General features: G+C 60.3%; 27 protein-coding genes and 1 tRNA gene. 8 read left to right on the forward strand and 20 right to left on the reverse strand.

What is annotated here, in order from left to right:
* Positions 1-112: 112 nt before the first annotated feature.
* Positions 113-1,780, forward strand: coding sequence for a CHASE domain-containing protein (locus tag B9A23_RS13240; RefSeq protein WP_084279516.1), 1,668 nt, complete (start codon positions 113-115; stop codon positions 1,778-1,780).
* Between the two features lie 127 nt (positions 1,781-1,907).
* Here the strand turns inward: B9A23_RS13240 and B9A23_RS13245 are convergent, their stop codons facing one another.
* Complete coding sequence (locus tag B9A23_RS13245; protein WP_084279517.1) at positions 1,908-2,702, reverse strand: response regulator; 795 nt, start codon at positions 2,700-2,702, stop codon at positions 1,908-1,910.
* 47 nt (positions 2,703-2,749) lie between these two features.
* The gene (locus tag B9A23_RS13250; protein WP_084279518.1) at positions 2,750-3,151 is read right to left on the reverse strand and encodes a response regulator; all 402 of its coding nucleotides are present in this window, start codon (positions 3,149-3,151) and stop codon (positions 2,750-2,752) included.
* Between the two features lie 126 nt (positions 3,152-3,277).
* Between B9A23_RS13250 and B9A23_RS13255 the strand changes: the two genes are divergently transcribed.
* Positions 3,278-4,072: a Crp/Fnr family transcriptional regulator gene (locus B9A23_RS13255; RefSeq protein ID WP_084279519.1), complete on the forward strand. Its 795-nt coding sequence runs from the start codon at positions 3,278-3,280 to the stop codon at positions 4,070-4,072.
* Between the two features lie 243 nt (positions 4,073-4,315).
* Here the strand turns inward: B9A23_RS13255 and B9A23_RS13260 are convergent, their stop codons facing one another.
* Positions 4,316-4,768, reverse strand: a complete 453-nt coding sequence (locus tag B9A23_RS13260) for a response regulator (RefSeq protein WP_084279520.1) — start codon at positions 4,766-4,768, stop codon at positions 4,316-4,318.
* A gap of 82 nt (positions 4,769-4,850) precedes the next feature.
* Complete coding sequence (locus tag B9A23_RS13265) at positions 4,851-6,008, reverse strand: N-acetyltransferase (RefSeq protein ID WP_084279521.1); 1,158 nt, start codon at positions 6,006-6,008, stop codon at positions 4,851-4,853.
* Positions 6,009-6,179: 171 nt separating this feature from the next.
* Between B9A23_RS13265 and B9A23_RS13270 the strand changes: the two genes are divergently transcribed.
* Positions 6,180-7,298, forward strand: a complete 1,119-nt coding sequence (locus B9A23_RS13270) for a fatty acid desaturase family protein (RefSeq protein WP_084279522.1) — start codon at positions 6,180-6,182, stop codon at positions 7,296-7,298.
* Here B9A23_RS13270 and B9A23_RS13275 read toward each other — a convergent pair.
* Genes B9A23_RS13275 through lptF form a run of 3 tightly spaced genes read right to left on the reverse strand, consistent with a single transcriptional unit; the run spans position 7,238 to position 10,211 of the window.
* Entirely contained in the window at positions 7,238-7,828 is a 591-nt protein-coding gene (locus B9A23_RS13275) for a rhodanese-like domain-containing protein (RefSeq protein WP_368655939.1), read from the reverse strand. The two genes, B9A23_RS13270 and B9A23_RS13275, sit on opposite strands and share 61 nt — an antisense overlap.
* 48 nt (positions 7,829-7,876) lie before the next feature.
* Entirely contained in the window at positions 7,877-8,977 is a 1,101-nt protein-coding gene (gene lptG / locus B9A23_RS13280) for an LPS export ABC transporter permease LptG (protein WP_084279591.1), read from the reverse strand.
* A complete protein-coding gene (gene lptF, locus B9A23_RS13285) occupies positions 8,967-10,211 on the reverse strand; it encodes an LPS export ABC transporter permease LptF (protein ID WP_084279523.1) in 1,245 nt (414 codons plus the stop codon). Before lptF ends, lptG begins: the two co-directional genes overlap by 11 nt.
* A 225-nt stretch (positions 10,212-10,436) precedes the next feature.
* Between lptF and B9A23_RS13290 the strand changes: the two genes are divergently transcribed.
* Entirely contained in the window at positions 10,437-10,883 is a 447-nt protein-coding gene (locus B9A23_RS13290) for a hypothetical protein (protein ID WP_139797456.1), read from the forward strand.
* A gap of 71 nt (positions 10,884-10,954) precedes the next feature.
* On the opposite strand, the gene clpS is transcribed toward B9A23_RS13290, so the two are convergent.
* From clpS to B9A23_RS13305, 3 genes are all read right to left on the reverse strand, one after another.
* Entirely contained in the window at positions 10,955-11,341 is a 387-nt protein-coding gene (gene clpS / locus B9A23_RS13295; protein ID WP_254895105.1) for an ATP-dependent Clp protease adapter ClpS, read from the reverse strand.
* Between the two features lie 172 nt (positions 11,342-11,513).
* Positions 11,514-12,422, reverse strand: a complete 909-nt coding sequence (locus tag B9A23_RS23450; protein WP_084279525.1) for a phasin family protein — start codon at positions 12,420-12,422, stop codon at positions 11,514-11,516.
* 149 nt (positions 12,423-12,571) lie between these two features.
* Entirely contained in the window at positions 12,572-14,455 is a 1,884-nt protein-coding gene (locus B9A23_RS13305) for a PHA/PHB synthase family protein (RefSeq protein WP_084279526.1), read from the reverse strand.
* 195 nt (positions 14,456-14,650) lie between these two features.
* On the opposite strand from B9A23_RS13305, the gene B9A23_RS13310 reads away from it, so the two are divergent.
* The 4 genes from B9A23_RS13310 (at position 14,651) to B9A23_RS13325 (ending at position 18,355) form a co-directional block, all read left to right on the forward strand.
* Positions 14,651-15,850, forward strand: a complete 1,200-nt coding sequence (locus B9A23_RS13310; RefSeq protein ID WP_084279527.1) for an LL-diaminopimelate aminotransferase — start codon at positions 14,651-14,653, stop codon at positions 15,848-15,850.
* Positions 15,851-15,989: 139 nt separating this feature from the next.
* Positions 15,990-16,796: a crotonase/enoyl-CoA hydratase family protein gene (locus B9A23_RS13315; RefSeq protein WP_084279528.1), complete on the forward strand. Its 807-nt coding sequence runs from the start codon at positions 15,990-15,992 to the stop codon at positions 16,794-16,796.
* Positions 16,797-16,817: 21 nt separating this feature from the next.
* On the forward strand, positions 16,818-18,206 hold the full coding sequence (locus tag B9A23_RS13320; protein ID WP_084279529.1) for an RNB domain-containing ribonuclease: 1,389 nt from the start codon (positions 16,818-16,820) through the stop codon (positions 18,204-18,206).
* A gap of 75 nt (positions 18,207-18,281) precedes the next feature.
* Positions 18,282-18,355, forward strand: a tRNA-Cys gene (locus B9A23_RS13325).
* A gap of 11 nt (positions 18,356-18,366) precedes the next feature.
* Here the strand turns inward: B9A23_RS13325 and B9A23_RS13330 are convergent.
* The 10 genes from B9A23_RS13330 to B9A23_RS23070 all read right to left on the reverse strand — a co-directional run.
* Positions 18,367-19,533 carry a tyrosine-type recombinase/integrase gene (locus B9A23_RS13330; protein WP_084279530.1) on the reverse strand — a complete coding sequence of 389 codons (1,167 nt, stop codon included), beginning with the start codon at positions 19,531-19,533 and terminating at the stop codon, positions 18,367-18,369.
* Positions 19,530-19,712, reverse strand: coding sequence for a hypothetical protein (locus tag B9A23_RS13335; protein WP_084279531.1), 183 nt, complete (start codon positions 19,710-19,712; stop codon positions 19,530-19,532). The genes B9A23_RS13330 and B9A23_RS13335 overlap by 4 nt, the downstream gene beginning before the upstream one ends.
* On the reverse strand, positions 19,709-20,479 hold the full coding sequence (locus tag B9A23_RS22285) for a MerR family transcriptional regulator (RefSeq protein ID WP_139797457.1): 771 nt from the start codon (positions 20,477-20,479) through the stop codon (positions 19,709-19,711). Before B9A23_RS22285 ends, B9A23_RS13335 begins: the two co-directional genes overlap by 4 nt.
* 120 nt (positions 20,480-20,599) lie before the next feature.
* On the reverse strand, positions 20,600-21,109 hold the full coding sequence (locus B9A23_RS13340; RefSeq protein WP_084279532.1) for a hypothetical protein: 510 nt from the start codon (positions 21,107-21,109) through the stop codon (positions 20,600-20,602).
* Positions 21,109-21,621: a hypothetical protein gene (locus B9A23_RS13345; protein ID WP_139797459.1), complete on the reverse strand. Its 513-nt coding sequence runs from the start codon at positions 21,619-21,621 to the stop codon at positions 21,109-21,111. Before B9A23_RS13345 ends, B9A23_RS13340 begins: the two co-directional genes overlap by 1 nt.
* A gap of 377 nt (positions 21,622-21,998) precedes the next feature.
* A complete protein-coding gene (locus B9A23_RS22815) occupies positions 21,999-22,304 on the reverse strand; it encodes a hypothetical protein (RefSeq protein WP_176217983.1) in 306 nt (101 codons plus the stop codon).
* Between the two features lie 200 nt (positions 22,305-22,504).
* Complete coding sequence (locus B9A23_RS13360) at positions 22,505-23,308, reverse strand: hypothetical protein (RefSeq protein WP_084279536.1); 804 nt, start codon at positions 23,306-23,308, stop codon at positions 22,505-22,507.
* A 57-nt stretch (positions 23,309-23,365) separates the two neighbouring features.
* Entirely contained in the window at positions 23,366-24,682 is a 1,317-nt protein-coding gene (locus B9A23_RS13365; protein ID WP_139797461.1) for a hypothetical protein, read from the reverse strand.
* Positions 24,613-25,053: a hypothetical protein gene (locus B9A23_RS13370; RefSeq protein ID WP_084279538.1), complete on the reverse strand. Its 441-nt coding sequence runs from the start codon at positions 25,051-25,053 to the stop codon at positions 24,613-24,615. Before B9A23_RS13370 ends, B9A23_RS13365 begins: the two co-directional genes overlap by 70 nt.
* Before the next feature lie 275 nt (positions 25,054-25,328).
* The coding region (locus B9A23_RS23070) for a hypothetical protein (protein WP_217806608.1) at positions 25,329-25,631 on the reverse strand (303 nt) is incomplete at its 5' end.

Below are 25,631 nucleotides of genomic sequence, written 5' to 3' on the forward strand. Positions count from 1 at the left end.
GTCAGTACCTGGCCAGGGTTCGGAAGGCGATGTGCACGTGTGCAATTCGAACGCTGGCGCCTTGGTCGATTGGGGCATGCCGGGGTCAATGTTGGAAGGGTTCTGACGCGTAATGGAGAAGCTTCTCGCACAGAAGAAGCTGGGGCCGCGCTGGTACGAGCGGTTCCCGCGAGGAGTGCCTGTCGGTATCTTCGGCATGACGATGGCGGTAACGGTGTTAAGCGTCTTTGCCATCGAGCGCGCCGAAGACCAGCGCCAGTCCGGCCAGGTTGCCCAGGTTGCCCAGACCGTGGCTTCGGGCATCGAGCGTCGGGCCAATGCCAATGCAGCCTATCTTCGTTCGAGCGCGGCACTCTTCGCCACGCAGCAGATGGTCGAGGGACCGCTGTTTCGCACTTTCATCCGCCAGCTTCAGCTTGATGGCCGGTTTGTCGGTTCCGATGGCATCGGCTGGGCGATGCGCGTCCGGCGTGGCGACGTGGCTACTGTCGAAGCAATCATGCGGGCAGGGGGCAGCGAGGATTTCAAGGTCTACCCGCAAGCCGAAGGCGACAAGGCTTTTGTGGTTCCGGTGATGTACCTGGAGCCGGATTCGGAGCGCAATCGTCGTGCCATTGGCTACGACATGTCGTCCGAGCCGGTCAGGCGTGCCGCAATGAAATCGGCAGAGCGCACCGGGCAGCCTACTGCAACAGGGCGCGTCGTACTGCAACAGGAAGGGCGTGCCGCCGGCAAGTCCGGCTTCCTTGTCTACATGCCGGTATTTTCTCTTTCGGGACCGGCGGACAGTAGCAGGTTGCGGGGTTTCGTATTCTCGCCCTTCAATGCTCAGCAGTTCTTGCAGAGTTCGATCCGTAGCGAGCAGTTGCTGGGATCTGGCGTGCGCCTGCTTGATGAAGATGGCGTGGGGCGATCGGTGTTGGCGACGGTTGCACCTGAAGTCCGGTCCGGGCGTGTGGTGAAGCGGCCGATCGATATCAGCGGGCATCGCTTCACGATCGAGGTCACCGGACCTGCATCTCCGATGCTGTCGATTATGTCGGTCATGACCTTGCTTTTCGGCCTGCTCGGCGCGACACTTCTGCTTGTCCTGGCCCGTCTGCTGACCCAGCAGGCCGTGGAGGACCGCATCGCTCTTGCCTGGTTCGAGCAGCAGTCCTCGATCCGCAATTCATTGACCCGCGAACTGAACCACCGCGTCAAGAACACGCTGGCAAACGTGCTTTCGATCATTTCGCTTACGCGCCGACGCGCAACCTCGCTTGGCGAATTCGCCGACAGCCTGGAGGGACGCATCCGCGCGCTGTCGGCAACCCACGACCTGCTGACGCAGTCCGACTGGGGCACGACTCCGGTCGCGCTGGTCATCAGGGCCGAGCTTGCACCTTATGCGCAAGACACGAACCGACACCTCGATATCGAAGGTCCTGATGTGGAACTGGCGCCGAACGACGCGCTTTCCCTCGGACTTGCCATTCATGAACTTGCCACCAACGCTGCCAAGTATGGCGCGCTGAGCGTCGAAGACGGTCGGGTTACCGTTCACTGGGCGATGGCTGGCGAAGACGTGGCGCGGATTGAGTGGGTAGAGCGCGGCGGCCCCGCAATCAGTCCCACACTTCAGCGCAAGCGGGGTTTCGGCACCGAACTCATAGAGAAGATCGTTGCGCACGAACTGCGCCACCCGGTCGAACTGAAGTTCGAACCCGAAGGCGTGCGTTGCGTCCTGATGATCCCGGTGCGCCGGCGTGGCAACTTCGCGATCCGCGAGGGCCGCTGACCGAACGAGTGATGCGAACGCCGAACCCGCTTGCTATGTGGGCCCGGTTCCAGGCGTGATTTGCACCCGGCATAAAAAAGGCCGACGCGGTCAAACCGCATCAGCCCTTTATCTCATTGTCGGAACGTCAGAGAGGACGGCTCGATCCGAAGAAGAGCGCCTGGCTGATCGCGGTACGAACCGTCTGTTCCTGGAACGGCTTGGTGATCAGGTAGGTCGGCTCAGGCCGATCGCCGGTCAGGAGGCGTTCGGGGTAGGCGGTGATGAAGATTACCGGAACGGAACCGATCTTGAGGATATCGTCCACGGCGTCGAGACCCGAGCTGCCATCGGCGAGCTGGATGTCGGCAAGAACCAGACCGGGCTGTTCGCGTGCGACGATTTCGAGCGCCTGGGTCCGCGTGGCAGCCATGCCGCACACGTCATGGCCCAGCGAGCGCACGAGATCCTCAAGCTGCATGGAGATCAGCGGTTCGTCCTCGATGATAAGGACCGAGGTGGCGGATTCCCCGTCAATCTCGGCAATCGCATCCTGAACCAGCAATTCGACATCCGACGGATCACGGCCCATGATATAGGCCGTTTCGTCGATGCTGAAATCTTCCAGCGTGGTCAGCAGAAGAGCCTGGCGGTTCGCCGGCGTCATGGCCGCAAGACGTTCCTGAGCGGCAGCTTCGTGCAGGCCGATCCCCGATGACGAGCGATCAGCAGTATCGACGAAAGCAGTCGCCCAGACGCGGTTGAATGCATGATAGAGCTGCGGACGGCCCTCGCCGATCGTTGCGCGAAGATCATCATCGGCAAGCGCAGCTTCAAGGGTAGCACGAACAAAGGAATCGCCCGCGGCCTGACTTCCTGTCAGGGCGCGCGCATAGCGACGCAGATATGGGAGTTGATTGGCAACCTTGGCACCCAGAGACATTCGTACCCCTTCCCGGTAAGTAACACGCGCTCAAACGCGCGACATAATCATCCGGTTCCCGACCGGGAACAAGCGGTTTCTTCGGGGTGGGCAAGGACTGTAACGACCCAGTCGGCAAGAAGGTCCGGCGAAGTGGGCTTTTGGAACTGAAGCGCAAAGCTGTGGCTTTCCGGCACGGCACCGGAATCGAGCCCCGAACACAGCGCGACCTTGCAGCCAGCGCCGTGGAGCACGCTTGCCAGGTTCAGCGTCAGGCCATCGGGCAATTGCAGATCGAGCAGGGCAACGTCGGGCATGCGCTGCGTGAGCACCCGATCGGCTGCCTCGAGCGTGGATGCGACTACAACCTGCAGTCCACGCTCGGCCAGTGCGTCCTCGATCGCCATCGCCACCAGCAGGCCGTCTTCGACAACCAGTACAAGTGGTGCATCGGAATCATAGATGTCCACGCAATTTCCTCGCAGGCCCCACGCCCGGCGGTTGCCGTCTAGGCTACAATCGCTGCGCCAACCCTGTCATATGACATAGCACCTGCGCCGGGGTGCGTGCTTGATGGATCGACACGAGGGGAATAGATGGCAAGGGACGATGACGCAGGCCAAGGGCGCAGTCTGGCTGACGCGCCGCAGGTCGTACTGAACGGGGGGCTTCGCTGTGCGAGTTGCCCGCTGGCGGACTGTGAGGGGCTGAAGCAGCCCGCACCAGAACTTCTGCAGTGGATCTCTGCGTTCCGTCAGGGCGAGGCGCGGTTCCTGCGGGGCGATCTGGTATTCTCGCAAGGAACGCGGCCAAGGCATCTCTACACCATCCTGTCTGGTGTGCTGATGCGTACGCGCCTGCTTGAAGACGGGCGGCGGCAGATCATCAATTTCATGTTTCCCGGCGACTTCATCGGTCTGCAGGCGGCGCTCGACGGTGAGATGACCCATACCGTGGAGGCGCTGACCGGCGCAGTGCTGTGCATGTTCAACCGCGAGCGCTTCTTCGATCTCGCCGCACAGCAACCGCAGCTTTCGTTCGACCTCACATGGATGGCTGCACACGAGGAGGCTGCGCTCGAGGAACACATCGTCTCGCTCGGGCAACGCAATGCTCGCGAGCGCATGACTGCCCTTGCCGTGTTCCTCGTTCAGCGGGGCATGGAATCCGGCGTGGCCAGTGACGGCCTTTTGCCGTTGACCGTGACGCAGGGGCAGATCGCGGACATGCTCGGGCTTTCGCTGGTGCATACCAACCGCACGATCCAGGCGCTGCGCCGTATGGGACTGGTCGACTGGACGCTTACCGGCATCCGGGTTCCCGATCTGGAGGCTGCGAGAAGCTTCGCCAAGATCGACCAATCGCCAAATTCTTTGCGGCCCTATATATAAGTATCTGAAAAAACAGAATTTAAAAAAGTTTTGTCGCTAGGGAACCGGTTCAGAAGACGCTCGTTTATAGCTTGTCACCGCCGAGACCCCCCCCTCCCGTCCAAGCGGCTGGTGATACGATCCCGAAAGGTCCCCGATGGAAACGTCGGGGACCTTTTTTTGTCCGCGAACGGAGATCGGTGCCGTTCCGGCAGCACGCAGGCGAAGGCAGGCGTCCTGCAGAACAGGAGCGGATTGCTGCTGTCAGTTTCCGGAAAGGACGTTGCGGATACGACCGAGAAGTCCTGGCTGACGCTCGCGATGAACCAGAGCAACCAGGTCCTGCGCGCGGAACGGCTTGGGCAGGACGTGCCCAAGGCTGGCGGCCGAGGGCGGTATAGTCGCTGGCGCGGCCGTCGTGAACAGGATGAGCGGTCGTGCTTCTGCGAGCTGGGTGGCAAGTTCTGCCAGAGCCCACCCGTCATCCCGGTCGGCCAGATGAACGTCGAGAATCATGATATCGGGCACACGCGCTTCGAGCTCGGCCATCGCCTGGGCAACGCTGGGCACGGTCAGCACATTCCTGGCACCCGCTTCCTCAAGCGCTTCGGCGATATCCATCGCAACCAGCGCATCGTCTTCAACGACAAGGGCGCTCCCGAGTGACCGCAACTTGCGCACTGCACCGGTCTTTGTCCGCTCAGGCTTTTCCGGCACTTGCAGCTCCTATCGTCAACCATGCGCAAACGGACAGACTTCGCAGCAGGTTCCCCTGCGGCTTCCCGGCAAGCCGCCGCGACTAGAGCGGCTTTTCGTAGATCATGTATTCCTTGTTGACCTTGGAGCCGATGGCTTCGGCGATCGAGTTCATTCCCTGATTGTCTTCAAGGATCCAGCCGATCTCGCCGCGCGTCGCACCATAGCGGGTAACGGCATTGTGGCGGATGGTCTCGATCATCATGAAGGCAAGTTGGCTGGCCAGCCGTGACGATTGCAGCCGCTTGCGCACTCCCATCAGCGGGACCCGGACCGTGCCGACTTGCGGATTGCGAAGCCACAGGAGGAGCTTGGCCCAGTTGAATGGCAGGAGCGAGCCACCCATCGGCTTCAGCACTTCGTTGAGATCGGGCAGGGTCATCATGAACGCCACCGGTTCGCCTTCATATTCGGCAATCCGGATCAGGTCCTCGCGCACGATCGGCTTGAACTTCTTGCCGGCGTACTGGATTTCCTCGTCGGTGAAGGGGACGAAGCCCCAGTTGTCCGACCAGGCATCGTTGAGGATGTCGAGAATCAGTGCAGCTTCGCTTGCGAACTTTGACTTGTCGACATCGCGGATACGGATCTTTGCGTTCTTCTCACCCGACTGCACGATGCGCTGGATCAGGGGCGGGAACGGCTTCGTGATGTCGAGATCGTAGGTCAGCAGCCGCTTTGCCGGGACATAGCCGACGGCGTTGATATAGTCGTCATAGCGCTTGGGCTGATGACCCATCATCACGGTCGGGGGATGATCGAAGCCAGAGACGAGCTGGCCCGGTTCTTCCCAGATCGACATCGACAGGGGCGCAAGGCACCGGGTCATGCCCTGCTCGCGCAACCAGCTTTCTGCCTGCGCGATGAGCGCATGCGCCACTGTCTCGTCCTCGGCCTCGAGCAGGCCCCAATTGCCGGTGCCGTGCCCCATGCCCTGCTCAGCGTCCATCGCGATGGCGAGGCGGTCGATGTGTGCCGAGATGCGGCCGACCACTTTTCCGGCTACGCGGGCAAGAAAAAGCTGCACTTCGGCGTGGCCGAAGAACGGGTTCTTGCCCGGCGTGATCAGCTCTTCGGCTTCCATCCGCAGCGGTGGGACCCAGCTCGGATCGGCGCGATTGAGCCGGTAGACAATGTCGACGAAGGCCTTTCGGTCAGCCTTGCCGGAAACGGGAGTGATGATTACTTCGCCCTGAGCCACGATCTTGCCTTTGTTTGCGGGTAAGCGGGTGTGCCGGCGAACTGCGGTTCGAAACGGCAAGTTGTCAAGCGTGAGGCGCGGTTGGGGTGCGCCTTGATAGTTAAGCCGTGGCACCCGGACCGGACCAGACCGGCCGCAGGTGACCTTACGGGTCTTATTGGAATTTGCGGCATGATTGCGTCTGATACACTTGATAACAATGTCGGCGAAGGCAAGCCGGGCGTGTCCGCTCCGCGGACAGCAGCGCCTGCGCTGCCACGCGGACTGGCCGGAACGCCTGACGACAAGGAGATGCTGCGCGCGGCGGTCGACCTGACGCGCGACATCTCGGTTGCGCGACCGGCCATTTACTGGCCCGACATGATCGGTTCCGCGGCAATCGGCTATGGCTTGATGGCCGCTGCGATCCTTATCGAAAACCCTCTTGCGGCCGGAATTGCCGGCGTGCTCTCGGCGCTGGCGCTTTATCGTGCCCTGCTGTTCATCCATGAGCTGACGCATATCCACAAGAATGCGCTGCCTGGCTTTCGACTGGGCTGGAATCTGCTGGTCGGAATCCCGATGCTGACGCCATCGCTCATGTACGAAGGCGTGCACACGCTGCATCACGCGCGAACGCGCTATGGCACCGTTGATGATCCAGAGTACCTGCCGCTGGCGCTGATGAAGCCTTGGTCTTTGCCGGTATTTGCGCTGGTCGCGTTGTTGCTACCGATCGGCCTGCTGATCCGCTCGGCTTTGCTTGTGCCACTGGGCGCTGTCATTCCGCCGCTGCGCAAGCTGGTGTGGGAGCGGGCCTCGGCGCTTTCGATCAATCCCGAATTTCGCCGTCGTCCGCCCGAGGGCGAATTTGCGCGGCAGGTCTTCTGGCAGGAACTGGGCGCGTCGGCCTGGGCGCTGTTTCTGGTCTGGTGGAGCGCGACGCATTCATGGCGACCGCTGCTGATCGGTCTGGCGATCGTGTCGGTCACCGCGCTACTCAACCAGATCCGTACGCTGGTTGCGCATCTGTGGGAGAACGAGGGCGAAGCGATGACTGTGACCGGGCAGTATCTCGATTCCGTCAACGTTCCTCCACCAGGACCGATAGCGGCGCTTTGGGCACCTGTGGGCTTGCGCTATCACGCCCTGCATCACCTGCTGCCGTCGATGCCCTACCATTCGCTGGCCGAGGCGCACCGGCGCCTTGCCGCCCAGCTCGGTACGGCATCGACTTATCACAAGGCCAATTACAACGGATTGCTGCCGTTGGTGGGAAGGCTTGCGCGCAGCACCATGATGCCGCGCTGAGATGCCGCCGCCGCGCTTCGCTCAGGCGGCGCGGCGGTTCCAGGGCATGTGCGCGAGCAGTCGGGCCATGCCGCACCATCCGTCACGCCTGCAAACGTCAGGCCTGCGCCGACAAAGCCGGCCAGAGCGATGAAGCCGGGGGCGACCGTCAGTGACAGGATGATCCCTGTCAGGACGAGCAGTCCGGCGGCAATCTGTACCTGCCGCATCATCTCGAGCGGAGCCTTGGAGTTCGTTCGAACCGGAAGCCCCGCTGCGCGCCACGCTTCGATGCCGCCTTCAAGCAGGTAGGCCGGACAGCCTGAGTTTTCGGCAAGCACCGCTGCATTGCCCGCCGTGCGCATGCCCGAGCGGCAGTGCCAGATCACCGGCGATTGTCCGGTCAGCGGCTGCAGCGAGGCCAGCGGCATGTTGCTTGCGCCGGGAATGCTCTGACGACGATGCTCGTCAGGGTCACGAATGTCGATAAGCCGGGCGCCATCATTGATAAGCACTTGGGTTTGGGCGGGCGTGATGGTGGGGAGCGTCATAACGCCCTATATTAGAAATCCATCAAATTAGCAATATCTAATTAAACATCATTCCTCGGTGCGGATCAGGACGGTCTCGCCGATCAGGAAGAACAGGACAAACGGTGCCCATGCCGCCAGGAACGGGGGGTAGGCACCGAAGTTGCCCATGGCGAGCGCTGCGTTGTCGAGGACGAAATAGGCAAAGCCCAGTGCCATGCCGATGACGGCACGAATGAACAGCTGGCCCGAGCGGGCAAGGCCAAATGCGGCCACGGCGCCCAGCAAGGGCATCAGCAAAGCCGACAACGGACCCGAAAGTTTGTGCCACCACTTGCCTTCGAGTTCGGTTGTCCGGAAGCCCGCTTCACGGATTGCAGAGAGCGAGCCCTTGAGCTGCGTGAGGGATTCGGTGTCAGCGTCGACCCGGCTGATGGTCACCTGCACGGGTTCAACAGACTTGGCATAGGTCTGGTCGCTGCCAACAGGGCTCTTGCGCGCGCTCTGCACGTCGAACATGACCGGGCCGCGAAACTTCCAGCCGGGATTGGCATAGGATGCTGCCGGGGAGGTCACGATCTCGGTCACCATCCCGGTCGGATCGCGGCGATACCACGCCACACCCTCCATGCGCATTTCAGGCCCCTCTCCGACAACGGATCGGGCGAACAGGATGTTGGGTCCATCCTGAAGCCAGACGTTGGTCTTGATCCCGGACTCGGTCGGGATCGGGCCGTACTTCACGTTCTGCCAAGCCTTGAGCGTTGCAGTCGATCGCGTGACGATCCGCTCGTTGAAGGCGAAGGTGACAGCCGAGGTCAAACCGGCAACGAGGAAGAGCGGGGCCAGAACCTGATGAGCCGACAATCCGGCGGCTTTCATGGCGATGACCTCGCTGTTCTGGTTCAGCGTCATCAGCGTGATGATCGTGGCGAGCAGGACGGAATAGGGCAGGAACCGGCTGACAAGCTGGGGCATGCGCAACGAAACGTAGGTAATCAGATCACCTTGCCCGTTGCCCGGAACGGCCAGTACCTTGCCGCTCTCGCTGAGCAGATCGAGCATCTGCAGGACCAGCACCAGCATCAGCAGCACGGCAACGATCCGCACCGCGAACATCTTGGCGATGTAGGCGGCCAAGGTGCGCGAGGGGAAGAACTCAAGCTGCATGGACAGCATCCTGATCATCTGCAGGCGCAGGCTCGTCACGCAGGCGCTTGCGCTGGAAAAGCTTGCGCACGATGCGGGCAAGCTTGGCAAAGGCGGTTTCAAGCGCGCCGATCGGCTGGCCACCGGGCACGTAGGCGATGCGCCAGTACATCCAGACGATCAGCGCAGCGAACAGGACGAAAGGCCCCCACAGGGCCAGCACCGGGTCGATGCGGCCGAGACTGGCGACGTCCTGCCCATACTGGTTCACCTTGTGATAGGCGACGACCATCACGATCGACAGGAACACGCCCAGCGCCGATGTCGAACGCTTGGGCGGAACGGCCAGCGCAACGGCCAGCAGGGGCAGCAGGAACATCATAACCACCTCGACAAGGCGATAGTTGAGGCTGGCCTTGGACTGGTTGCGGATGTCCTCTGAGTAGTTGCTGTTCCATCCGATCTTGAGCAATTCGGGCAGGAAGTACTCCTGGTCGGCATCACCGCGCTGGCGGAACTGTTCGATCTTGGGAAGGTCGATCGGCAGATCGTGACTGGCGAACGTGAGTACGCGCGGCGAGGCGATCTTCGGACCGTCCTGCACGATCTGTCCATCGGTAAGGCGCAGGATGATCGTGTCCGGGCTTTCGCGGTTGGCGAAAAAGCGCCCTTCGCGCGCCGAGATCACCATGACGTCGCCGTTCCCGGTCTGGATCCGGGCGAAGATGCCGCGCAGGTCACGCCCCTCGTCGCGGCTCGAATCGACACGCAGTGCGGTACGATCCTGGAGGGAGTTGAACTCCCCGACCTTGATGGATGCGCCGAGCGCGCCCGAGCGCAGTTCGAACTGCAGTTCCTCGTAATAATAGCGCGAGAGCGGCTGGATGTAGCTGACGATCAGCAGGTTGAGCGCACCCAGCGCCAAGGCGAACAGATACGGCACGCGCAGCAACCGGGTATAGGACAGGCCAACGGCGCGCATCACGTCAAGCTCGGAGCTCACCGCCAGCTTACGGAAGGCGAAGAGAATGCCGAGCATCAGGCCAAGCGGAATAGCCAGGCTGGCATATTCCGGTAGGAGGTTTGCCAGCATCTTGAAGACGACGCTGACAGGACCGCCCTCTGTCGCCACGAAGTCGAACAGCTTGAGCATCTTGTCGAGAATGAGCAGCGACGCGGCAAGCACGAACACGGCAACCATCGGCACGAAGACGAGCCGGGCAATGTAGCGATCTGTGGCGGTAAGTAGTTTCACGGGGGTGCGCTACGCAATCTCTGGTTCCATTACGGATCTATATCGATCGGAGAACTTGTCCGACAGGCCGGGCTGGATAACCCCAAACGTTCAATCGGACTAGCGGTTGCAACGATTTCGGCAAAGCGAAAAGCATTGACTGGCTGCATATTAACGAAAGTTATAGAATGTCCTGTACTTTCTCTATATGCACCAGTGTCGCATGATATTTGGAGGCTCATAAGCGTGTCCCACGAACAAATAGGTTCATCCTGGTGGACGGCGCATTCGCCTGATCAGGAATCGAGTCCCACGCGGCTTGAAGCGCTCGCCAACTGGTGTGAAGGCTTGGCGGCGACCGACCAACGCCTCGGGTTCGACAGGGTCTTGCGGGAAATGGCCGAATTCGACCGCTCGGAAGAGTCAGCCCTGAAGGACGCTGCGAGCCAGTGGATCACGCTGCTGTCGGACTCTGGCGCGTTCGAAAGCGCAGCCGTGGCAATGATACCGCGCGATGCCATCTTTACCGGTGGGCGGCTGAAGGACGGATCGTTCGTCGCGCAGGTCATTCTCGACGGTGGCGCGGGCGCGCACTCCCGCGAGGCGCAAAGCCTGCCGATGGCTTGGCTGGCCGCATTGCTGCGCGCACTTGCGCGTCAGGCGGCTGAAGGTCTTTCGTCCAGAACGCACTGATCGCGCGATCTTGATATGAAAAGAAAAAGCCGGGGCGACCCGGCTTTTCTGTCAGCGACCGGGCAGGAAGTTCAAGCCTTCTCAAGCGTGCACTGCAACGGATGCTGGTTCTGCCGGGCGAAGTCCATGACCTGGTTCACCTTGGTCTCGGCAATCTCATAAGGATATACGCCGCAGACCCCGACACCGCGCTGGTGGACGTGGAGCATCACCCGCGTTGCCTGCTCAAGGTCCATGTTGAAAAAGCGCTTGAGGACCATGACGACGAATTCCATCGGCGTATAATCGTCATTCAGCATCAGCACCTTGAACTGGCTGGGCTTCTTCGGCTTTGCCTTGGCCTTTGTGGCGATGCCGACAGAATCAGTGCCGCCGGGGCCACGGACGTCGTCGTCACCGTCATCGGCGCAACGCACGCTGTCCGGCCAAGCCGTTGAGGGGATGCTGGTCTTCGTCATGATCGGCAACAATATCGCATTAGACGGCCTGTCCGACAAGAGGTCCATCGGGGAAGGGCACCGCTCTTCAGGCAGAATGCGACGCTTCGAAAAGCGAAGCGGACCGGAAGGCTTAGCCCTCCGGTCCGCTGCTTTATCAAATCCCCGCTCCGATGGGGGCGGGTGACCTGGATCAGGCGGCCTGCTTCATCTTTTCGACGGCAAGGCTGACGCGAGTCGAGATCGGCTGGAAGGCTTCGTTGGCGAGCTTCAGCATAGCTTCGCTGTTCTTCGAGCTCGCAGCAACAACCGCATCGAAGTTCTTGCGCATCAGAGCGGTCTGCTTCTCGAAGAACTCCGTCGGCGACTTGACCGTGGTGAGTTCCTTGACGTCGGCCGTCATTGTTTCGAGAGCCGACTTGGTTTCCTCGACGTAGCCCTTGGTCATTTCCTGAAGGCCGCTGGCGAGAATCTTGGTCGATTCGACCATGGCTTCAACGTTGCCCTTGGCAAACGCGCCGGCGTCGCCAAGCGCGGCCTGGCTCTTTTCCATGGCGGCCTTGGCCTTTTCCTGGGCGTCCTTGAAAGCGGCGGTCATCTTGTCGGTCATTTCGGTGGTGGTAGCCATTGTAAACAGTTCCTTCCTGGGCGCCTGCGTCGAGGCGGCGCTGTTTTGCTTCACGCTTGGGGAGGCGGCGAAAGGACGCTTGATGGCGGGCTTCACCGCTGTCGTCGGCGCAGGTGCGGCCGGCATGCGAGCCGGGGCGGACCGAACCGGACGAACTTTTTGAGCAGGCTTTACCGGCTTTGCCTTCGCCACCGCAGCCTTTGCAGCGATCGGGGCAATGGCAACCGGTGCCGGAGTCTTGGCAGGTGTAACGACCTTGCCGGGAGCCGGCTGAGCAGCCTTCTCGACCTTTGCTTTGCGCGGACGGCCTGCCTTCGGCTTGTCGATCGCGGGCGTTTCAGCCGGAACATGATCGATAGTCGGATCGGCAAGCTTCGCCGGGGCATCGGCTTGGGTCACGGCCGGCACGGCAGCCGGTGCATCTGCCACTGGGGAAGATACGTCCTGGTTGCTGTCCTTGATTTCGTCGACCATCACACTGACTCCTGCATGCCTGAGCGCTTGTCGTCTTTGAACAGCGCTCTTGCTGCAGTGCACAAAATAGGTGGTGGGGTGCCTTTGTCAAGATTATTGTGCGGTGCACAATGGCATTTCGCCTTCGTTCCGGATGTAATTCTCGCGGCTTAGCGGCTCTTCACATAACGGCCCGGCGCATCCTCAATGATCTTGTCACCCCGGCCGCCAAGCACGCGCCTCCCTTTGGCCGCGACCTCGGCTGGAGCCTGCAGGCGCAGCCACTCGATCCAATCTGGCCACCAACTTCCTTTTGTTTCAACGGCTCCGGCCACAAATTCGTCGAGGCTGCCCATCGCATCAGGATTGAGCCAGTACTGATATTTGCCGGATTCTGGCGGGTTCACGACGCCAGCGATATGGCCTGAGCCGGCAAGGACGAACTTCCACGGACCAGACAAATGGCGAGTGAGCTTCCAGACACTGCTCGCCGGCGCAATATGATCTTCGCGGCCCGCCTGGATATAGCAGGGTGTTGCAATGCGGCGCAGATCGACAGGAGTGCCATCGACAGTCAATTTGTCGGGATCGACCAGCTTGTTGTCGCGATACAGATCGCACAGGTAGCTCTGGTGCCACTTCGTGGGCAAATTGGTCGTATCGCCGTTCCAGTGCAGCAGGTCGAAAGCCGGATACTCCTCGCCCAACAGGTAGTTGTTTACGACATAATTCCAGATCAGGTCGGTCCCGCGCAGGGCGTTGAAGGTCGCGGCCATGTAGCGTCCGTCGAGATAGCCATCGGTAGACAAGCTTTCGAGCATCTTGAGCTGGTTGTCGTCGATGAAGTTCTTAAGCTCGCCAGCATCCTCGAAATCGACCTGCGCCGTGAAGAAGGTCGCGCTCGCCACCTTTTCACCTTCGCCACGCCGGGCCAGCACAGCAAGCGTGGCTGCCAGCGTGGTCCCCGCAACGCAGTAGCCGATCGTGTGAACGCATGGCACCTTGAGACGGTCTCGCACGTGGTCGATAGCCGCGATCTGGCTGAGTATGTAATCGTCCCAGACGACATCGGCCATCGATGCATCCGCCGATTTCCACGACACGACGAAGACTGTCACGCCCTGCGCTACTGCCCAGCGGATGAAGCTCTTCTGCGGGTTTAGATCGAGGATGTAGAACCGGTTGATCCACGGTGGGAAGATCACCAGCGGCGTCTCCAGCACATCGGCAGTGGTCGGCGAGTACTGGATCAGCTGAAACAGCGGTGTCTCGTGCACGACCTTGCCCGGGGTCAGTGCAATGTTGCGCCCCAGTTCGAAGGCATTCGGGTCGGTATGCGTGAGCTGGCCCTTGCGCAGATCCTCGAGCAGGTGTTCGACCCCCTTCACGAGGTTTTCGCCGCGCGTTTCCATCGTCTTTTCGATCACCACAGGGTTGGTGAACGGGAAGTTCGCGGGCGAAAGCGCGTCGGTCATCACTTTCGTGGCGAAGCGAAGCTGTTCCTTGCGTTCGGGCGAGAGGCCCTGCACGTCGTCAGCCATCTGTTGCAGCTTTTCAGCTAGGAACAGATACGTCTGGTGGATCAAGGCAAAAGCGGGCTGTTCATGCCAGCGCTTGTCCTTGAAGCGGCGATCTTGCCGGGGCAGGGCAGGCGTCGCCTGGGGCACGGGCTGCGCCGAAGGCGAGAACTGGCCCATGATCGACGACCACAGCGCGACGCCTTCGCTCCACATCTTGGCCTGTGTCTCGGCATGGGCGATCGGCAGTTGTCCGGCCATGGCCATGAAAGTCTGGGTCCATTTGCCGATGTCGCCAAGGCGGTTCATCATGGGCTCGACGTGGCCGGCCTGCTCGGCGCTGAAGTCGAGCCACATCTTCTGCAACTTGGCCGCGGACATGGCCCAGTGCTGCAGTTCGGATGGATCGGCCGGGATCATCTCGACACCGGGAACCATGGGGGCAAAAAGCGCGCGCATTGCCTCGCCCTGCTGACGGACAAGATCCTCGAACACGACCGAATCGCCCGCAGCGTCACCCACTGTCCTGTTCTTCATTTCCCGTTCCCTGCCGTTACGTCATGGCCTTGTTGGCCCGGACTATACACGCCGCGGGACAGCTTGTTAGCCCGCAGTTGCATCGTTGCGATGCCAACGCATCCGGGTTGACAGCAAGGTTTCCACAGTCGGTCAATTGGCGTAAGGGCTAGCGCTGCGGCGCTCCTGCCGCGTCTTTTCGACGAGTATTCAACCGTGGACGAAGAATTCTACCGCATGAAGCGCCTGCCGCCCTACGTCATTGCCGAAGTCAACGGCATGCGGGCCGCCGCGCGCGCGGCCGGTAGGGACATCATCGACCTCGGCATGGGCAATCCCGATCTTCCGCCGCCCGACCACGTGATCGAGAAGCTGTGCGAAGTGGCGCGCAAGCCCGATGCGCACGGCTATTCGGCCTCGTCAGGCATCCCCGGCGTGCGCAAGGCACAGGCCAATTATTACGGCCGCCGCTTCAACGTCGAACTCGATCCCGAAACCGAAGTGGTCATGACGATGGGATCGAAGGAAGGCCTTGCCAGCCTTGCGACGGCCATCACCGCGCCCGGCGACGTAGTGCTCGCACCCAACCCGAGCTACCCGATCCACACCTTCGGCTTCATCATTGCCGGTGCGACGATCCGCTCGGTGCCCACCACTCCGGACGAGCGCTACTGGGATTCGCTTGACCGCGCGATGAAGTATTCGGTGCCGCGCCCGTCGATCCTGATCGTCAACTATCCCTCGAATCCGACGGCGGAAACGGTAGACCTCGCCTTTTACGAGCGGCTCGTTGCCTGGGCCAAGGAGAACAAGGTCTGGATCCTGTCCGACCTTGCCTATTCCGAGCTCTACTACGACGGCAACCCGACCCGCTCGATCCTCGAGGTGCCCGGCGCGAAGGAGGTGGCGGTGGAATTCACCTCGATGTCCAAGACCTTCTCGATGGCGGGCTGGCGCGTCGGCTTTGCCGTTGGCAACGCCCGCCTGATCGCGGCCCTGAAGCGCGTGAAATCCTATCTCGATTATGGCGCGTTCACGCCGATCCAGGCAGCAACCTGCGCTGCGCTGAACGGCCCGCAGGACATCGTCGTCAAGAACCGCGAACTTTACCAGAAGCGCCGCGACGTGATGGTTGAAGCCTTCGGACGCGCCGGGTGGGAAATACCGAGCCCCAAGGCCTCGATGTTCGCATGGGCCCCGCTGCCGCCGGCGCTGAAGCATCTTGGCAGTCTGGAGTTCTCGAAGCAGCTCCTCACCCATGCCGAAGTGGCGGTCGCTCCCGGCGTTGGCTATGGCGAGGACGGCGAAGGCTTCGTGCGTATCGCGATGGTCGAGAACGAACAGCGCCTCCGCCAGGCCGCGCGCAACATCAGACGTTATCTGCAGTCGATGGGCGTCAACGCTTCGGCTGCCTGACGCTGCACCAACAAGTTTGAACGACGGCCCTCTCCGCCCGCGCGGGGAGGGCCGTTGCCGTTTGCGCGATCCGTCAAATGAGGAAGCTGGACCGGAGCCGACCGCTCGGGCAATTTGCTTTCCGATAATCAGACAACGGATGCCCGCAATGAACTTCCAAGACCGCGTTACCGTCACCATCGAGGATCACGTCGCCCACGTCCTGCTTGATCGCGCCGACAAGATGAATGCGCTTGACGATGCGATGTTCGAGGCGATCGTGGCCGCAGGTCACCACTTGCATAATGAACGTGGCGTGCGCGCGGTGGTTCTCTCGGGCTCGGGCCGTTCGTTCTGTGCGGGGCTTGATCTGTCGAGCATGGGCAACACCGGGCGCTGGGAAGGGGACGGGCTTACCGCACGCACCCATGGCAACGCCAACCGCGCGCAGCAGGCCGCCATGGTCTGGCGCAAGCTGCCGATGCCGGTGGTCGCTGCGGTACACGGCGTATGCTTTGGCGGCGGGCTGCAGGTCGCGAGCGGCGCCGACATCCGCTTCATTGCGCCCGATGCCCGGCTGGCGGTGATGGAAGTGAAGTGGGGCCTTGTTCCGGACATGGCCGGTTATGCCCTGTGGCGCGGCAACGTGCGCGACGATGTGCTGCGCGAGTTGACCTATACCCACCGCGAGTTCAGCGGCGAGGAAGCGGTTCAGTTTGGCTTTGCCACGCACCTGAGCGCTGATCCGCTGGATGATGCGATGGCGCTCGCCCGGACGATCGCCTCGAAAAGCCCGACTGCCGTGCGCGGCGCAAAGGCGCTTTCGAACCGCACGCCAGATATGAACGTCGACGAGGTGCTGATGGCCGAATCGGTTGCCCAGCATGAGCTGATGTATTCGAGGAACCAGCAGGAAGCCGTGCGGGCCGGAATGGAAAAGCGTGCTGGAGAATTTGTCGATCCGTAACAGCCTGCTAGACCATCTGCGATGAAGGCCATTCACGATCCCTCCGGTGCGCTTGCCTCTGGCCTTGCCGCCATTCGCCAGCAGTATCAGGTGCCCGAGGGTTTCCCTCCCGAAGTCCTCGCCGCAGCCGAGCACGCCGCCGCGAGGAAGCCGGGCCCAGAGCATGAAGATCGCACCGACGAACCGTTCGTCACGCTCGATCCCGCGACATCGACGGACCTCGATCAAGCCTTCCACATCCAGCCTTCGGGCAGGGATCTCATCCTGCACTATGCCATCGCCGACGTCGCCTGGTTCGTGGAGGATGGCGACCCTGTAGACGCCGAAGCATGGAAGCGCGGTGAGACGCTTTATCTGCCCGATGGCAAGGCCGGGCTCTATCCGCCAGCGCTGGCCGAACATGCCGCCAGCCTCTTGCCTGACGGCCCGCGCCCAGCCGTTGTCTTCTCCGTGCGTCTTGGCCCGGATGGAGAGGCGCGTCTGGACGCCGCGCGCCGGGCCCTGATCCGCAGCCGCGCCAAACTAGCTTACGACAGCGTGCGGCCCGAGCAGTTGCCTGCCGATTTCGCTCGCTTTGCCGAGCGCATGAACGTTGCCGAGGCTGCCCGCGGTGCCGCGCGCGTCGACCCTCCGGAGCAGGAAGTCGAAGCTCTCGGCGACGGACGTTATGCCTTGTCATTCCGCCCGCTGCTGCCCTCGGAACGCGCCAACGCGACACTTTCGCTCGCCGCGAATCTCGCCATCGCCAAGGCCTTGCACGAGGCGGGCACAGGTCTTTTCCGGGTCATGGCAGGCCCGACCGCCGCGGCCATGACCCGCCTGCGCAGCACCGCCGCCGGCCTCGGTCTCGATTGGCCGGAGAGTACCGAACTCAAGACGCTTGAACGCTCGCTCGACCAGGGCAATCCCGCGCACGCGGCATTCATGCTGGCGCTGCGCCGGGCGGGCGGGGGCGCTGGCTATGCCCCGTGGATTGCCGGCGTCACGCCCTGGCACGAAGCGATCTCGGCGACCTATGCCCACGCTACCGCCCCCTTGCGCCGCTTGGCTGACCGCTATGTGATTCGCGCGACGCTGGCCGTTGCCAACGGCAAGCCCGTCGCGCCGGAAGTCGACGCCGCGTTCCAGCGCCTGCCCGCCGTCATGGCCAAGGCCGATGCCTTGTCCGGCCAGATCGAGCGCGCCGTGATCGACCTTGCCGAAACTGTCATGCTCCATGGTCGGGAAGGCGAAACGTTTCGCGCCTGCGTGACCGATGCCGATGGCGATTCGGCGCGCGTGCAATTGATCGATCTGCCGATCGTTGCCCGCGCCCGCATTGCAGGTGCCGCCCCTGGGCAGCGCGTAAGCCTGAAGCTCACCGGAATCGACAGCAATCAGCGCCGTCTGCAGTTTGCCCCGTCGGACTGATGTCTGCGCAAGAACCGCTTGCGGCAGCGCGATCTTCCGGCTAACCGCGCCGAACCACGCAGTTCCTGCGATCGAGGCCCGATGGCGGAGTGGTTACGCACCGGATTGCAAATCCGTTTACGCCGGTTCGATTCCGGCTCGGGCCTCCACCGCTGTCGGATTATTGGCCATTTTCAGCCCTTTGCGCTGACTTGGTGTCTAACTCCGGATTAAGGTTAGACTTTTCCCAGTCTGAAAGTTGCAGGATTGCGCCCTCGGCAAGCCGCTCTTGGTTCGCTGCTTGGGTGTAGCGCGCTACCTCATCATCCTTCGAATGCCCGCTAACCGCTTTCATAGTAGCGTTCGGCATCTGTTGCTCAGCCATGCGGCGCATGGTCGCTTTGCGCAGACCGTGTGCCGTGCATCGAGGTAGGCCCGCCGCATTGCATTGATCGCGGAACCAATTGCCGAAGCCCTTTACGGTAAAGGGCTTGCCCCACTCGGTCAGGATGAAACAAAGCCCATCGCTTGGGGGCATTGCGTTAATCGCCGTCAGCAGTTGAGGGGCGATTGGCAGTCGCAGAACCTTGCCGGTTTTGGTCTGCCGAATCACAAATTTGCCGCCGCGAACGTGCTGCGGGCCTAAGTGGATTGTATCAACCTTGCGCTGGTCGGTCCAAAGCATCAGCTCCATGGCAAGCCGCTGCTTGGTGCCCAGCGCCCACTTGGCGCGATACTGCGCTATGTCATCCTCAGACCAACTGTAGAAGCCAGTGGAGCGCTCTGCAGGCGCGACCTTGATCCTTTCGGACAGGTCTACCGGGTTGGACTGAATCCAATCGAGCTTGACCGCAAAGGCGAACATACGCCGCAATTCCTTGCGCAGCTTCCGAGCCGCTTCCACGCCGCCCACCTCGCGCCCTTTTTCATCGAGCGCTTTAGCCCTGGCCTTAGTGATGATGGCGTCAATGTGCTCGAAACGGATGCCTTTGACGGGCCGTGTTTCTCTGCCTTCAGCGAATCGCTCTAAGATGCGCCGGACCTTTTTTTGCGTCGTTTCCGTCGGTCCCAGGCGATCAGGATTCGCAGCATAGCGCCATATCAAGTCTGCAACGCTGCCGGGAACCATTCGAGCCGCGCGAGACTCTTCTATACCCTCGTGTACTGCGACAAGGCTGTTGAACCGCGCGTATTCCTCTCGGAATGCCTCAGTGCCCAGTGTTGCCGTAAAGTAGCGATCAGGGTAGCCCTTGCGCCGAAAGCGAAATCGTTCCTTGCCGTGCCGATCCTTAAACCGGGAAACGTATTCGGGCAGAAACCGATTAGAGCGCAACCGCTTGCGGGTCATTGGGCAAGCTCCTCGTCCCAAGGATTGGCGCTGTCTTGTTTGCCGGTGCCATTGCCTATCATCACGATGATTGCGCCCGTTGGATCAATCTTGCAGCCGCACGGCTTAAGTCCCGCGGCTGTTGCAGCCTTGAGAGCTCTCGTGACGTCGGCCTGCTTGAATCGGGCCGAGTTTGTCATGCTGTTGCCTCTTTGACCCAAAGTGGGCGAATAAGGCGAGATACCGAGATGTAGAAAGCGCTTACCGGCATATCGGTTACCAGCGAAGGTGACGCATCTTCACCGCTATAAATTCGCGCCTTGCCAGACTGATCAATCCAAGTAAGCCACACCCAATTCCAATCAGGCAGGCGTTCTCCGACAATTTCGGGATTAATAAGATCTATGTAGGCGTCAAAACAAAATGCGTCGTAGGAAGTGAGTGAAGTTGCAAATGGCAGCGCCGCCTTCACGTCACCTTCCCGAGCATTGATATACAACCAATCGTCTATGATTTCTTGTCGACTTTTAGCGGGGCGAAGACTCGGAATGTCTAAATCATGATTCCCATCCCGTGCAGACTTCAACCATTCTTCGTTGTAGATTTCGACAGTGTGACCATCGTCAAATCTCCCAAGGATTCTGGCTAAATCGCCACAAAGCCGGGCCACCATGTGGTCAAGTTCGTTAGCCTCGCTGGCAACTGCCTTTCCATGCTGTAGAATTTCAGCAAATTTGCGAAGAACACCTATGTTGGCACCAAGTCGTCGCATTGCCTCTAGAACGACAGCAATATTTGCTTGGTCAAATTGGAAACGCCTGTGGCTGCGATTACTCGCGGGCACTGCAGCTAGCAGTCCTTCCTTGAACCAGTAACCAAGCACATCATCGGAGATGCCAGTTGCCGCCTGCAAATCTTGGCGACTGAAAAGACGGCTAGCTGGGTAGCGAGGGGAGACTTTCAACATAGGTGCTATAGACCTAAGTGGGGAGCATTTGTCAATAGGTCTAAAGAACCTATTTCCGGCGAGAGTAGGACGATCGGTCCTCCTCAAACTCGCGGCGGGGGCAAAGACCCTTCTGCTTCGTCACGGCATCATTTCAGGCGCGGGGTCATAAGCTTGGTCGCTAGGCTGATTAAGCATCACCCGCTGATCGATCCCGAATGACGGTATGAAGCCACCGTCTTCGTAGTCATCGTCTGAGATGATGCAGCCAGCCCTACGATCATGCAGAACGTGCAGCGTGGTGTTTACACCGTCCTCATCGCACTGGCCGGCAGGGTCATCCTCTTCGTCGTCCTCCGACATGCCGAAAAGGCCACCCCCTGTTGCCGCCATCTCATAACCGGCCTTGCGGTGCCTGTGATGGCGTGTGTGCCACTCAGGCGCAGAGATATCGCGCTCGTCTCCACTCGGCTCGCTGTCGCCATTGTCCTCCAAGTCTGGGTCGGGCTCGGCAGCATCGATACGATCGACAAGCATCGCCGAAAGGTTAGCGACTGCCTGATGAAGGCTTGCAACGGCATCCGCGATCATGGTGAACTCAGCCAGCGGGATTACCACGGCGGCGGGAATGAGAGTGTGAAGTTCCGCCATCACGCCGCCCCCTTCGCCGCATGACTCGCGTGGATCAGTTCGATGACAGCAGGTTTACCGCCGCGCATCTTTAGTTCGGCAAGGCAATCTTCGATGCGGTCGTTTTCAGGCCACATCAGCCAAGCCTTGCCATCCTGCACCACCCATCCGCCGCCGCAGCGTTCGAACCGCGCCAGCCAGCGTCCAGCGTCAAATACGGGCGAAACCGCGTTGCCGGTCAGGCGGATAAGGTCGTCAAAGAAGGCCAGGACGTGCCGATCCTTCGGGAGCGAGTCCACGTCACACCAGATGATGTCAGCCTTAGCGCGAAGCTCTGCGATGTTGCTGGCAGGTTCAAACATGACGGCATCCTCTGCCTGACACAACGCGTCAGTAAGAAGCCCGCTCATTTCGTCACTATCGTCCGCTTCGGTGTGGAGCCGATTGAAGGCGTACAGATAGCGCTGCATTGCGCGTTCAAAGCACGAGGGATTGTCGCGGACAGAGTCCGCCACTAGGGACAGGTCAGCCATTTTCGTCTCCACTACAGACGTTGTTGGTTAGAGCCGGTGCGAGGGGCCTAATCCTTGCATCGGCTCGTCATTTCTGACATCATCAAATTGCCATGTCAATTGTCGATGTCAGAAAAGCTGCGCGCGGACGCCCGGCAGTAAATGCCACTCCCGTTACAGTGCGCATCCCGCCAGAACTGCTGGGAAAGCTAGATGGCTGGATTTCGGCTCAGCCCGATAAGCCCTCCAGACCCGAAGCTGTAAGACGCATTATATCGGCGTTGGTAACTTAGTGCGTGCGCAACCGGAGCCAACAAGCATGAAACTTTATCGTTCCGTTTCGAACCCTGAGGGTTGGGGTGGCCTTCCAGACTATGAAGTAAAGAACGGCAAGTTATTCAGGACAGTAAGCCATCCTCAGGGTTGGAGCGGATTGCCCGATTACGAGATACGGGATGGGAGGTTGTATCGAACCGTTTCTCATCCTTTGGGTTGGAGCGGCCTTGCAGATTATGAGATGAAAAACGGCAAGATATATCGTGCCATTTCACATCCAAGTGGATGGCATGGGCTTCCTGTCCTAGAACCACGCTGAACATCACCGCTGCGACCTGACAAAGGAACAGCGTGACGAGCATATCCGGCGCTATGCTGAATTGCTGCAAAAACGGGCCGACCGAATTGTCCCGCAAAATGCGGAACAAATATCTGTCCAGCGAGGCAGGCCTAAAAGCATCACGACACAGGTGGCGGAAGCAACCGGTCTAAGCGATGACACAGTGCGCCGCGCGCTCAAGCCCAAGGTTGTAGACATTAAGTCTGTCCTTGAGCCTGAGAGCGACCACGACGCCATCATCCGCGAAGCCAATGCCATCGTGTCGGCGTGGGACTGCGTGGTCGTTTACTAGGTGACTAGTGGATGACCATCCTCATCAATCCTGGTCGCCAACTTTTCCATGAAGAATTTTACGCAGTTGAAGATGTGTTCCGCTTCATGGGCCGCATAGATCGTCTCAACATGCATTGTCGCATTTCGCCACGGATTGCGCACCGCATCGAGAGAAGCGTGAACGCTCTCGAAAAAAGTGCGCTGGCCGATCGTAGCTATGTTTGACTTGGGGTACTTTGCGTCATTTCCCCGCTTGATCTCGCTGAGAATGGTGCCCCAATTTTTGGTATTCCCATTGGCGAAAAGGTCAATTTCTAGGTGCTTTGCAACTCCACGGATGCCGATCTCAAGGATACGTATCGAGTGGAAAGCTGAAGCGGTGTAACGACCCAACGCTAGGCATTTCGCCGCTTCTTCGATTTCAAACATTGCTGTTGGAAAATTAAAGCCAACCTCCCAGTCGTAAAGATCGCTTGCCTCAAGCAAAAACTTCTTATCCCCATCTGCCACAATAAACAGATGAACGTCTTCTATGTGATCGACAAATCTTCCTTCTATCTCCCGCAAAAAATATGAAAGTTGGTCGTAATTTATGGTGTTAGTTTCCAATGCGTCGCGCAACCGGTTGACCGATTTCTCTGCGAGGTTGGCTCCAATAGTTCCGATTGCATCTAAAAGACGTACGAGATGATCCTGTATGATGGCAGTATCAGCATTACCGATCAGTTGAACTTTATGTTCGTATTGATTGATCAAATGTTGGAGGGAACGAAGCTCTGTAGCCACCTCAAGAAATGGCTTAGCGTTTAACTGCTGCATGGACCGCCGAATCTGCGAAGGAATGTTAGGCACAAGCTAGCAATTTGAAATAATGAGTCACCCCTCTTGATCCAACTTCCCCGTCCGCACGCCTTCCCACCAGTCGCCCATGTCTTGCGGCTGAGCATCGCCTGACAGCACGTCGACAAGGAACTGTGCCGATGCCGCGCCTTGACCCGGCACAAGCCCTGTCATGTAGCCAGCGGCTTCCAGAGTGTTGCGGGTTGCCCTCTTGGTCTCCTTGCCTTCAGCGACCTTCCGAACGTCACCAGCGACTCGCTCAAGCGATTCCCCCAGGCCTTGAATGGGCGAGAAGCGATAGCCGTAAGAACGATCGCCCGCGAGCTTGCGGCCCACCACAGGCACGATGTCGCGCGCCAACGGGATAGGAGCGGCCAGACCATACACCGAAGTCTTTGCCGCCCATTCGGTCCAGCTTTCCTCGTTGTCATCGTCAGGCCCTTGCCCAGACAGCAGCGCAGGCAGGATAGGAGCCACCACGGCCAGCAACAGGCCGCGCATGGCGAGTTCCGGCAACATCTTCCCATTGCGACTGCGGACGGCCTCTCCGGCGTCCCAAGCGAATTCGAGAAACCGCTGATAGTTCGCCGACTGGAACGAATAGAACATCGTCAGGGCCTTGCCCATCTCACCGGCAGGACCGCGCCCGCGCTGGATTGCAGCCAAATCCTTGGCAGCACCCGCACCTTGGCTTTCACGGACGGCGGAGTCCGCTTCGTACACCGCCTGGTCTTCTTCCATGCCCGCCGCGATGGCCTTGTTGTACGCCCCGATCCAGGTCGGAATGACTACAAGGCGATCGAAGAAGCTGATGCCGGTGAACCCGTAGCGCTGCACCAGTGACGTAAGGTCGGTCTTGCCAACAAACCGGCGAACGTTTTCCCTGATGTCGCGATCCAGCGTGTCGAAGCGGCTTTTGAGTTCAAGGCTCCGATCAAGAACAAAGGCACTGGCTTCGCGAGGATTGCGCAGCGTCGTGTTCATGCCCGCCGCGAACCAGCGAGGGCCAATGCGCTCCACCGAGCCGACATAGCCGCCAAGCTGAGCGAACATCGTGCCGAGGCGGTAGGCCATGCCCACGAACGTCGTGTTGCGCCGCGCCGCCCGCATGAAGGCTTCCAGCTTGCTCATGCCCGCGCGATCGTAAACCCATTCGTTCGCGATGAACTGCAGCCACGGACGGAAAAGGCCCGCCACGTCCGACCCCATCGTTTCCTCAACGGCATCCAGCACGCGCTTGTCGCTGAGGAAGCGCCACGCCTGCATGACCGTTTCCCGGTGCGTCAGATCGTGGACAACTTCGGCAACGTGCCGGTTGATGACATCGAGCGACAGCAGGATAGGCCGCTGCACTTCGGTGCGCTCCTTGGTGAAGCCGCGCGAGGTCGAGGGCCGGGTATAAACTTGCCCGTCGCGCCCTTGCCGAACTTGGACACGACAGCAGCCATCGGGATCGCTTCGAACCCGGCTTCGATGCTGCCTTCCAGCAAGCCACCGGTCGCCGCCTCAGCGCGCGTGCCACCACGGACACGATACTTGCCGTAAGCCTGTGAGCCAGTCTGTGCGCCTGCGACAGCCATTGCAGGAACCGGCGAGCGCGTCAGGATCGAAGCCGCAACACCCGGTGCCATCTGTGCGACCGACGCGAACCCGCCGTAGATGCCGCGCCCGGTTGCTGACTTGAAGGCAGGCGTTGCCTTGTCGATGTCGTCTTGTGCCTGCACGAAGTCAGTCTTGAGCCGCTGCGAATATGCGATGTCGAATGCGCTTTCGATGAAGTGGGCACCAGCGAGCGCCCGAGCCGAAAGAGATTTTCGCCAACACTTGCCACGATCACGATCAGCACAAGCGAGAGGATCGTAAAGCCGCTGCCATCCTGTTGCCCGTGCTTGACGATCTGCCGGCTCATCAGCGGCAAGGCGAGTGCGAGCAGATTGATCGACAGCGTTGCAGCGACCAGGGAACCATGCCCCTTGATGACCCTGTCGAGCACGGCGCCTCAACCGAAGAGCGATTTTACTGTGCTGAAGGTGGACGAGACGACTGTCGATGTCGGGGCGACAGCTGTCTGAACCGTCGTGGTCTGTATCAACGGCGACAGGTCCTGCGTACTTGTCTGGAGCAATTCCGACGATGAGGTCACGGCAGTGTCTGCAATCGTGATCGATGCATCCAATATTGAATCCAGAATCGAGTCGCCGGATTGAGGGACTGTCAGGATTTCCGTGTGTGGCCGGGCATAATGGGCAACAAGGAGTCCCACTATGTCACGACGCAAAGAACCTGCCATACCGAATGAGCT

This window comes from Novosphingobium sp. B1 (genome assembly GCF_900176395.1).
Classification (GTDB): domain Bacteria; phylum Pseudomonadota; class Alphaproteobacteria; order Sphingomonadales; family Sphingomonadaceae; genus Novosphingobium.

Coding starts and splice junctions, on each gene's coding strand:
- B9A23_RS13240 (WP_084279516.1), top strand. CDS start 113: ATGGAGAAGCTTCTCGCACAGAAGAAGCTGGGGCCGCGCTGGTACGAG.
- B9A23_RS13245 (WP_084279517.1), bottom strand. CDS start 2,702: ATGTCTCTGGGTGCCAAGGTTGCCAATCAACTCCCATATCTGCGTCGC.
- B9A23_RS13255 (WP_084279519.1), top strand. CDS start 3,278: ATGGCAAGGGACGATGACGCAGGCCAAGGGCGCAGTCTGGCTGACGCG.
- B9A23_RS13270 (WP_084279522.1), top strand. CDS start 6,180: ATGATTGCGTCTGATACACTTGATAACAATGTCGGCGAAGGCAAGCCG.
- B9A23_RS13275 (WP_368655939.1), bottom strand. CDS start 7,828: ATGACGCTCCCCACCATCACGCCCGCCCAAACCCAAGTGCTTATCAAT.
- lptG (WP_084279591.1), bottom strand. CDS start 8,977: ATGCAGCTTGAGTTCTTCCCCTCGCGCACCTTGGCCGCCTACATCGCC.
- clpS (WP_254895105.1), bottom strand. CDS start 11,341: ATGACGAAGACCAGCATCCCCTCAACGGCTTGGCCGGACAGCGTGCGT.
- B9A23_RS23450 (WP_084279525.1), bottom strand. CDS start 12,422: ATGGTCGACGAAATCAAGGACAGCAACCAGGACGTATCTTCCCCAGTG.
- B9A23_RS13305 (WP_084279526.1), bottom strand. CDS start 14,455: ATGAAGAACAGGACAGTGGGTGACGCTGCGGGCGATTCGGTCGTGTTC.
- B9A23_RS13315 (WP_084279528.1), top strand. CDS start 15,990: ATGCCCGCAATGAACTTCCAAGACCGCGTTACCGTCACCATCGAGGAT.
- B9A23_RS13320 (WP_084279529.1), top strand. CDS start 16,818: ATGAAGGCCATTCACGATCCCTCCGGTGCGCTTGCCTCTGGCCTTGCC.
- B9A23_RS13330 (WP_084279530.1), bottom strand. CDS start 19,533: ATGACCCGCAAGCGGTTGCGCTCTAATCGGTTTCTGCCCGAATACGTT.
- B9A23_RS13335 (WP_084279531.1), bottom strand. CDS start 19,712: ATGACAAACTCGGCCCGATTCAAGCAGGCCGACGTCACGAGAGCTCTC.
- B9A23_RS22285 (WP_139797457.1), bottom strand. CDS start 20,479: ATGTTGAAAGTCTCCCCTCGCTACCCAGCTAGCCGTCTTTTCAGTCGC.
- B9A23_RS13340 (WP_084279532.1), bottom strand. CDS start 21,109: ATGGCGGAACTTCACACTCTCATTCCCGCCGCCGTGGTAATCCCGCTG.
- B9A23_RS13345 (WP_139797459.1), bottom strand. CDS start 21,621: ATGGCTGACCTGTCCCTAGTGGCGGACTCTGTCCGCGACAATCCCTCG.
- B9A23_RS13360 (WP_084279536.1), bottom strand. CDS start 23,308: ATGCAGCAGTTAAACGCTAAGCCATTTCTTGAGGTGGCTACAGAGCTT.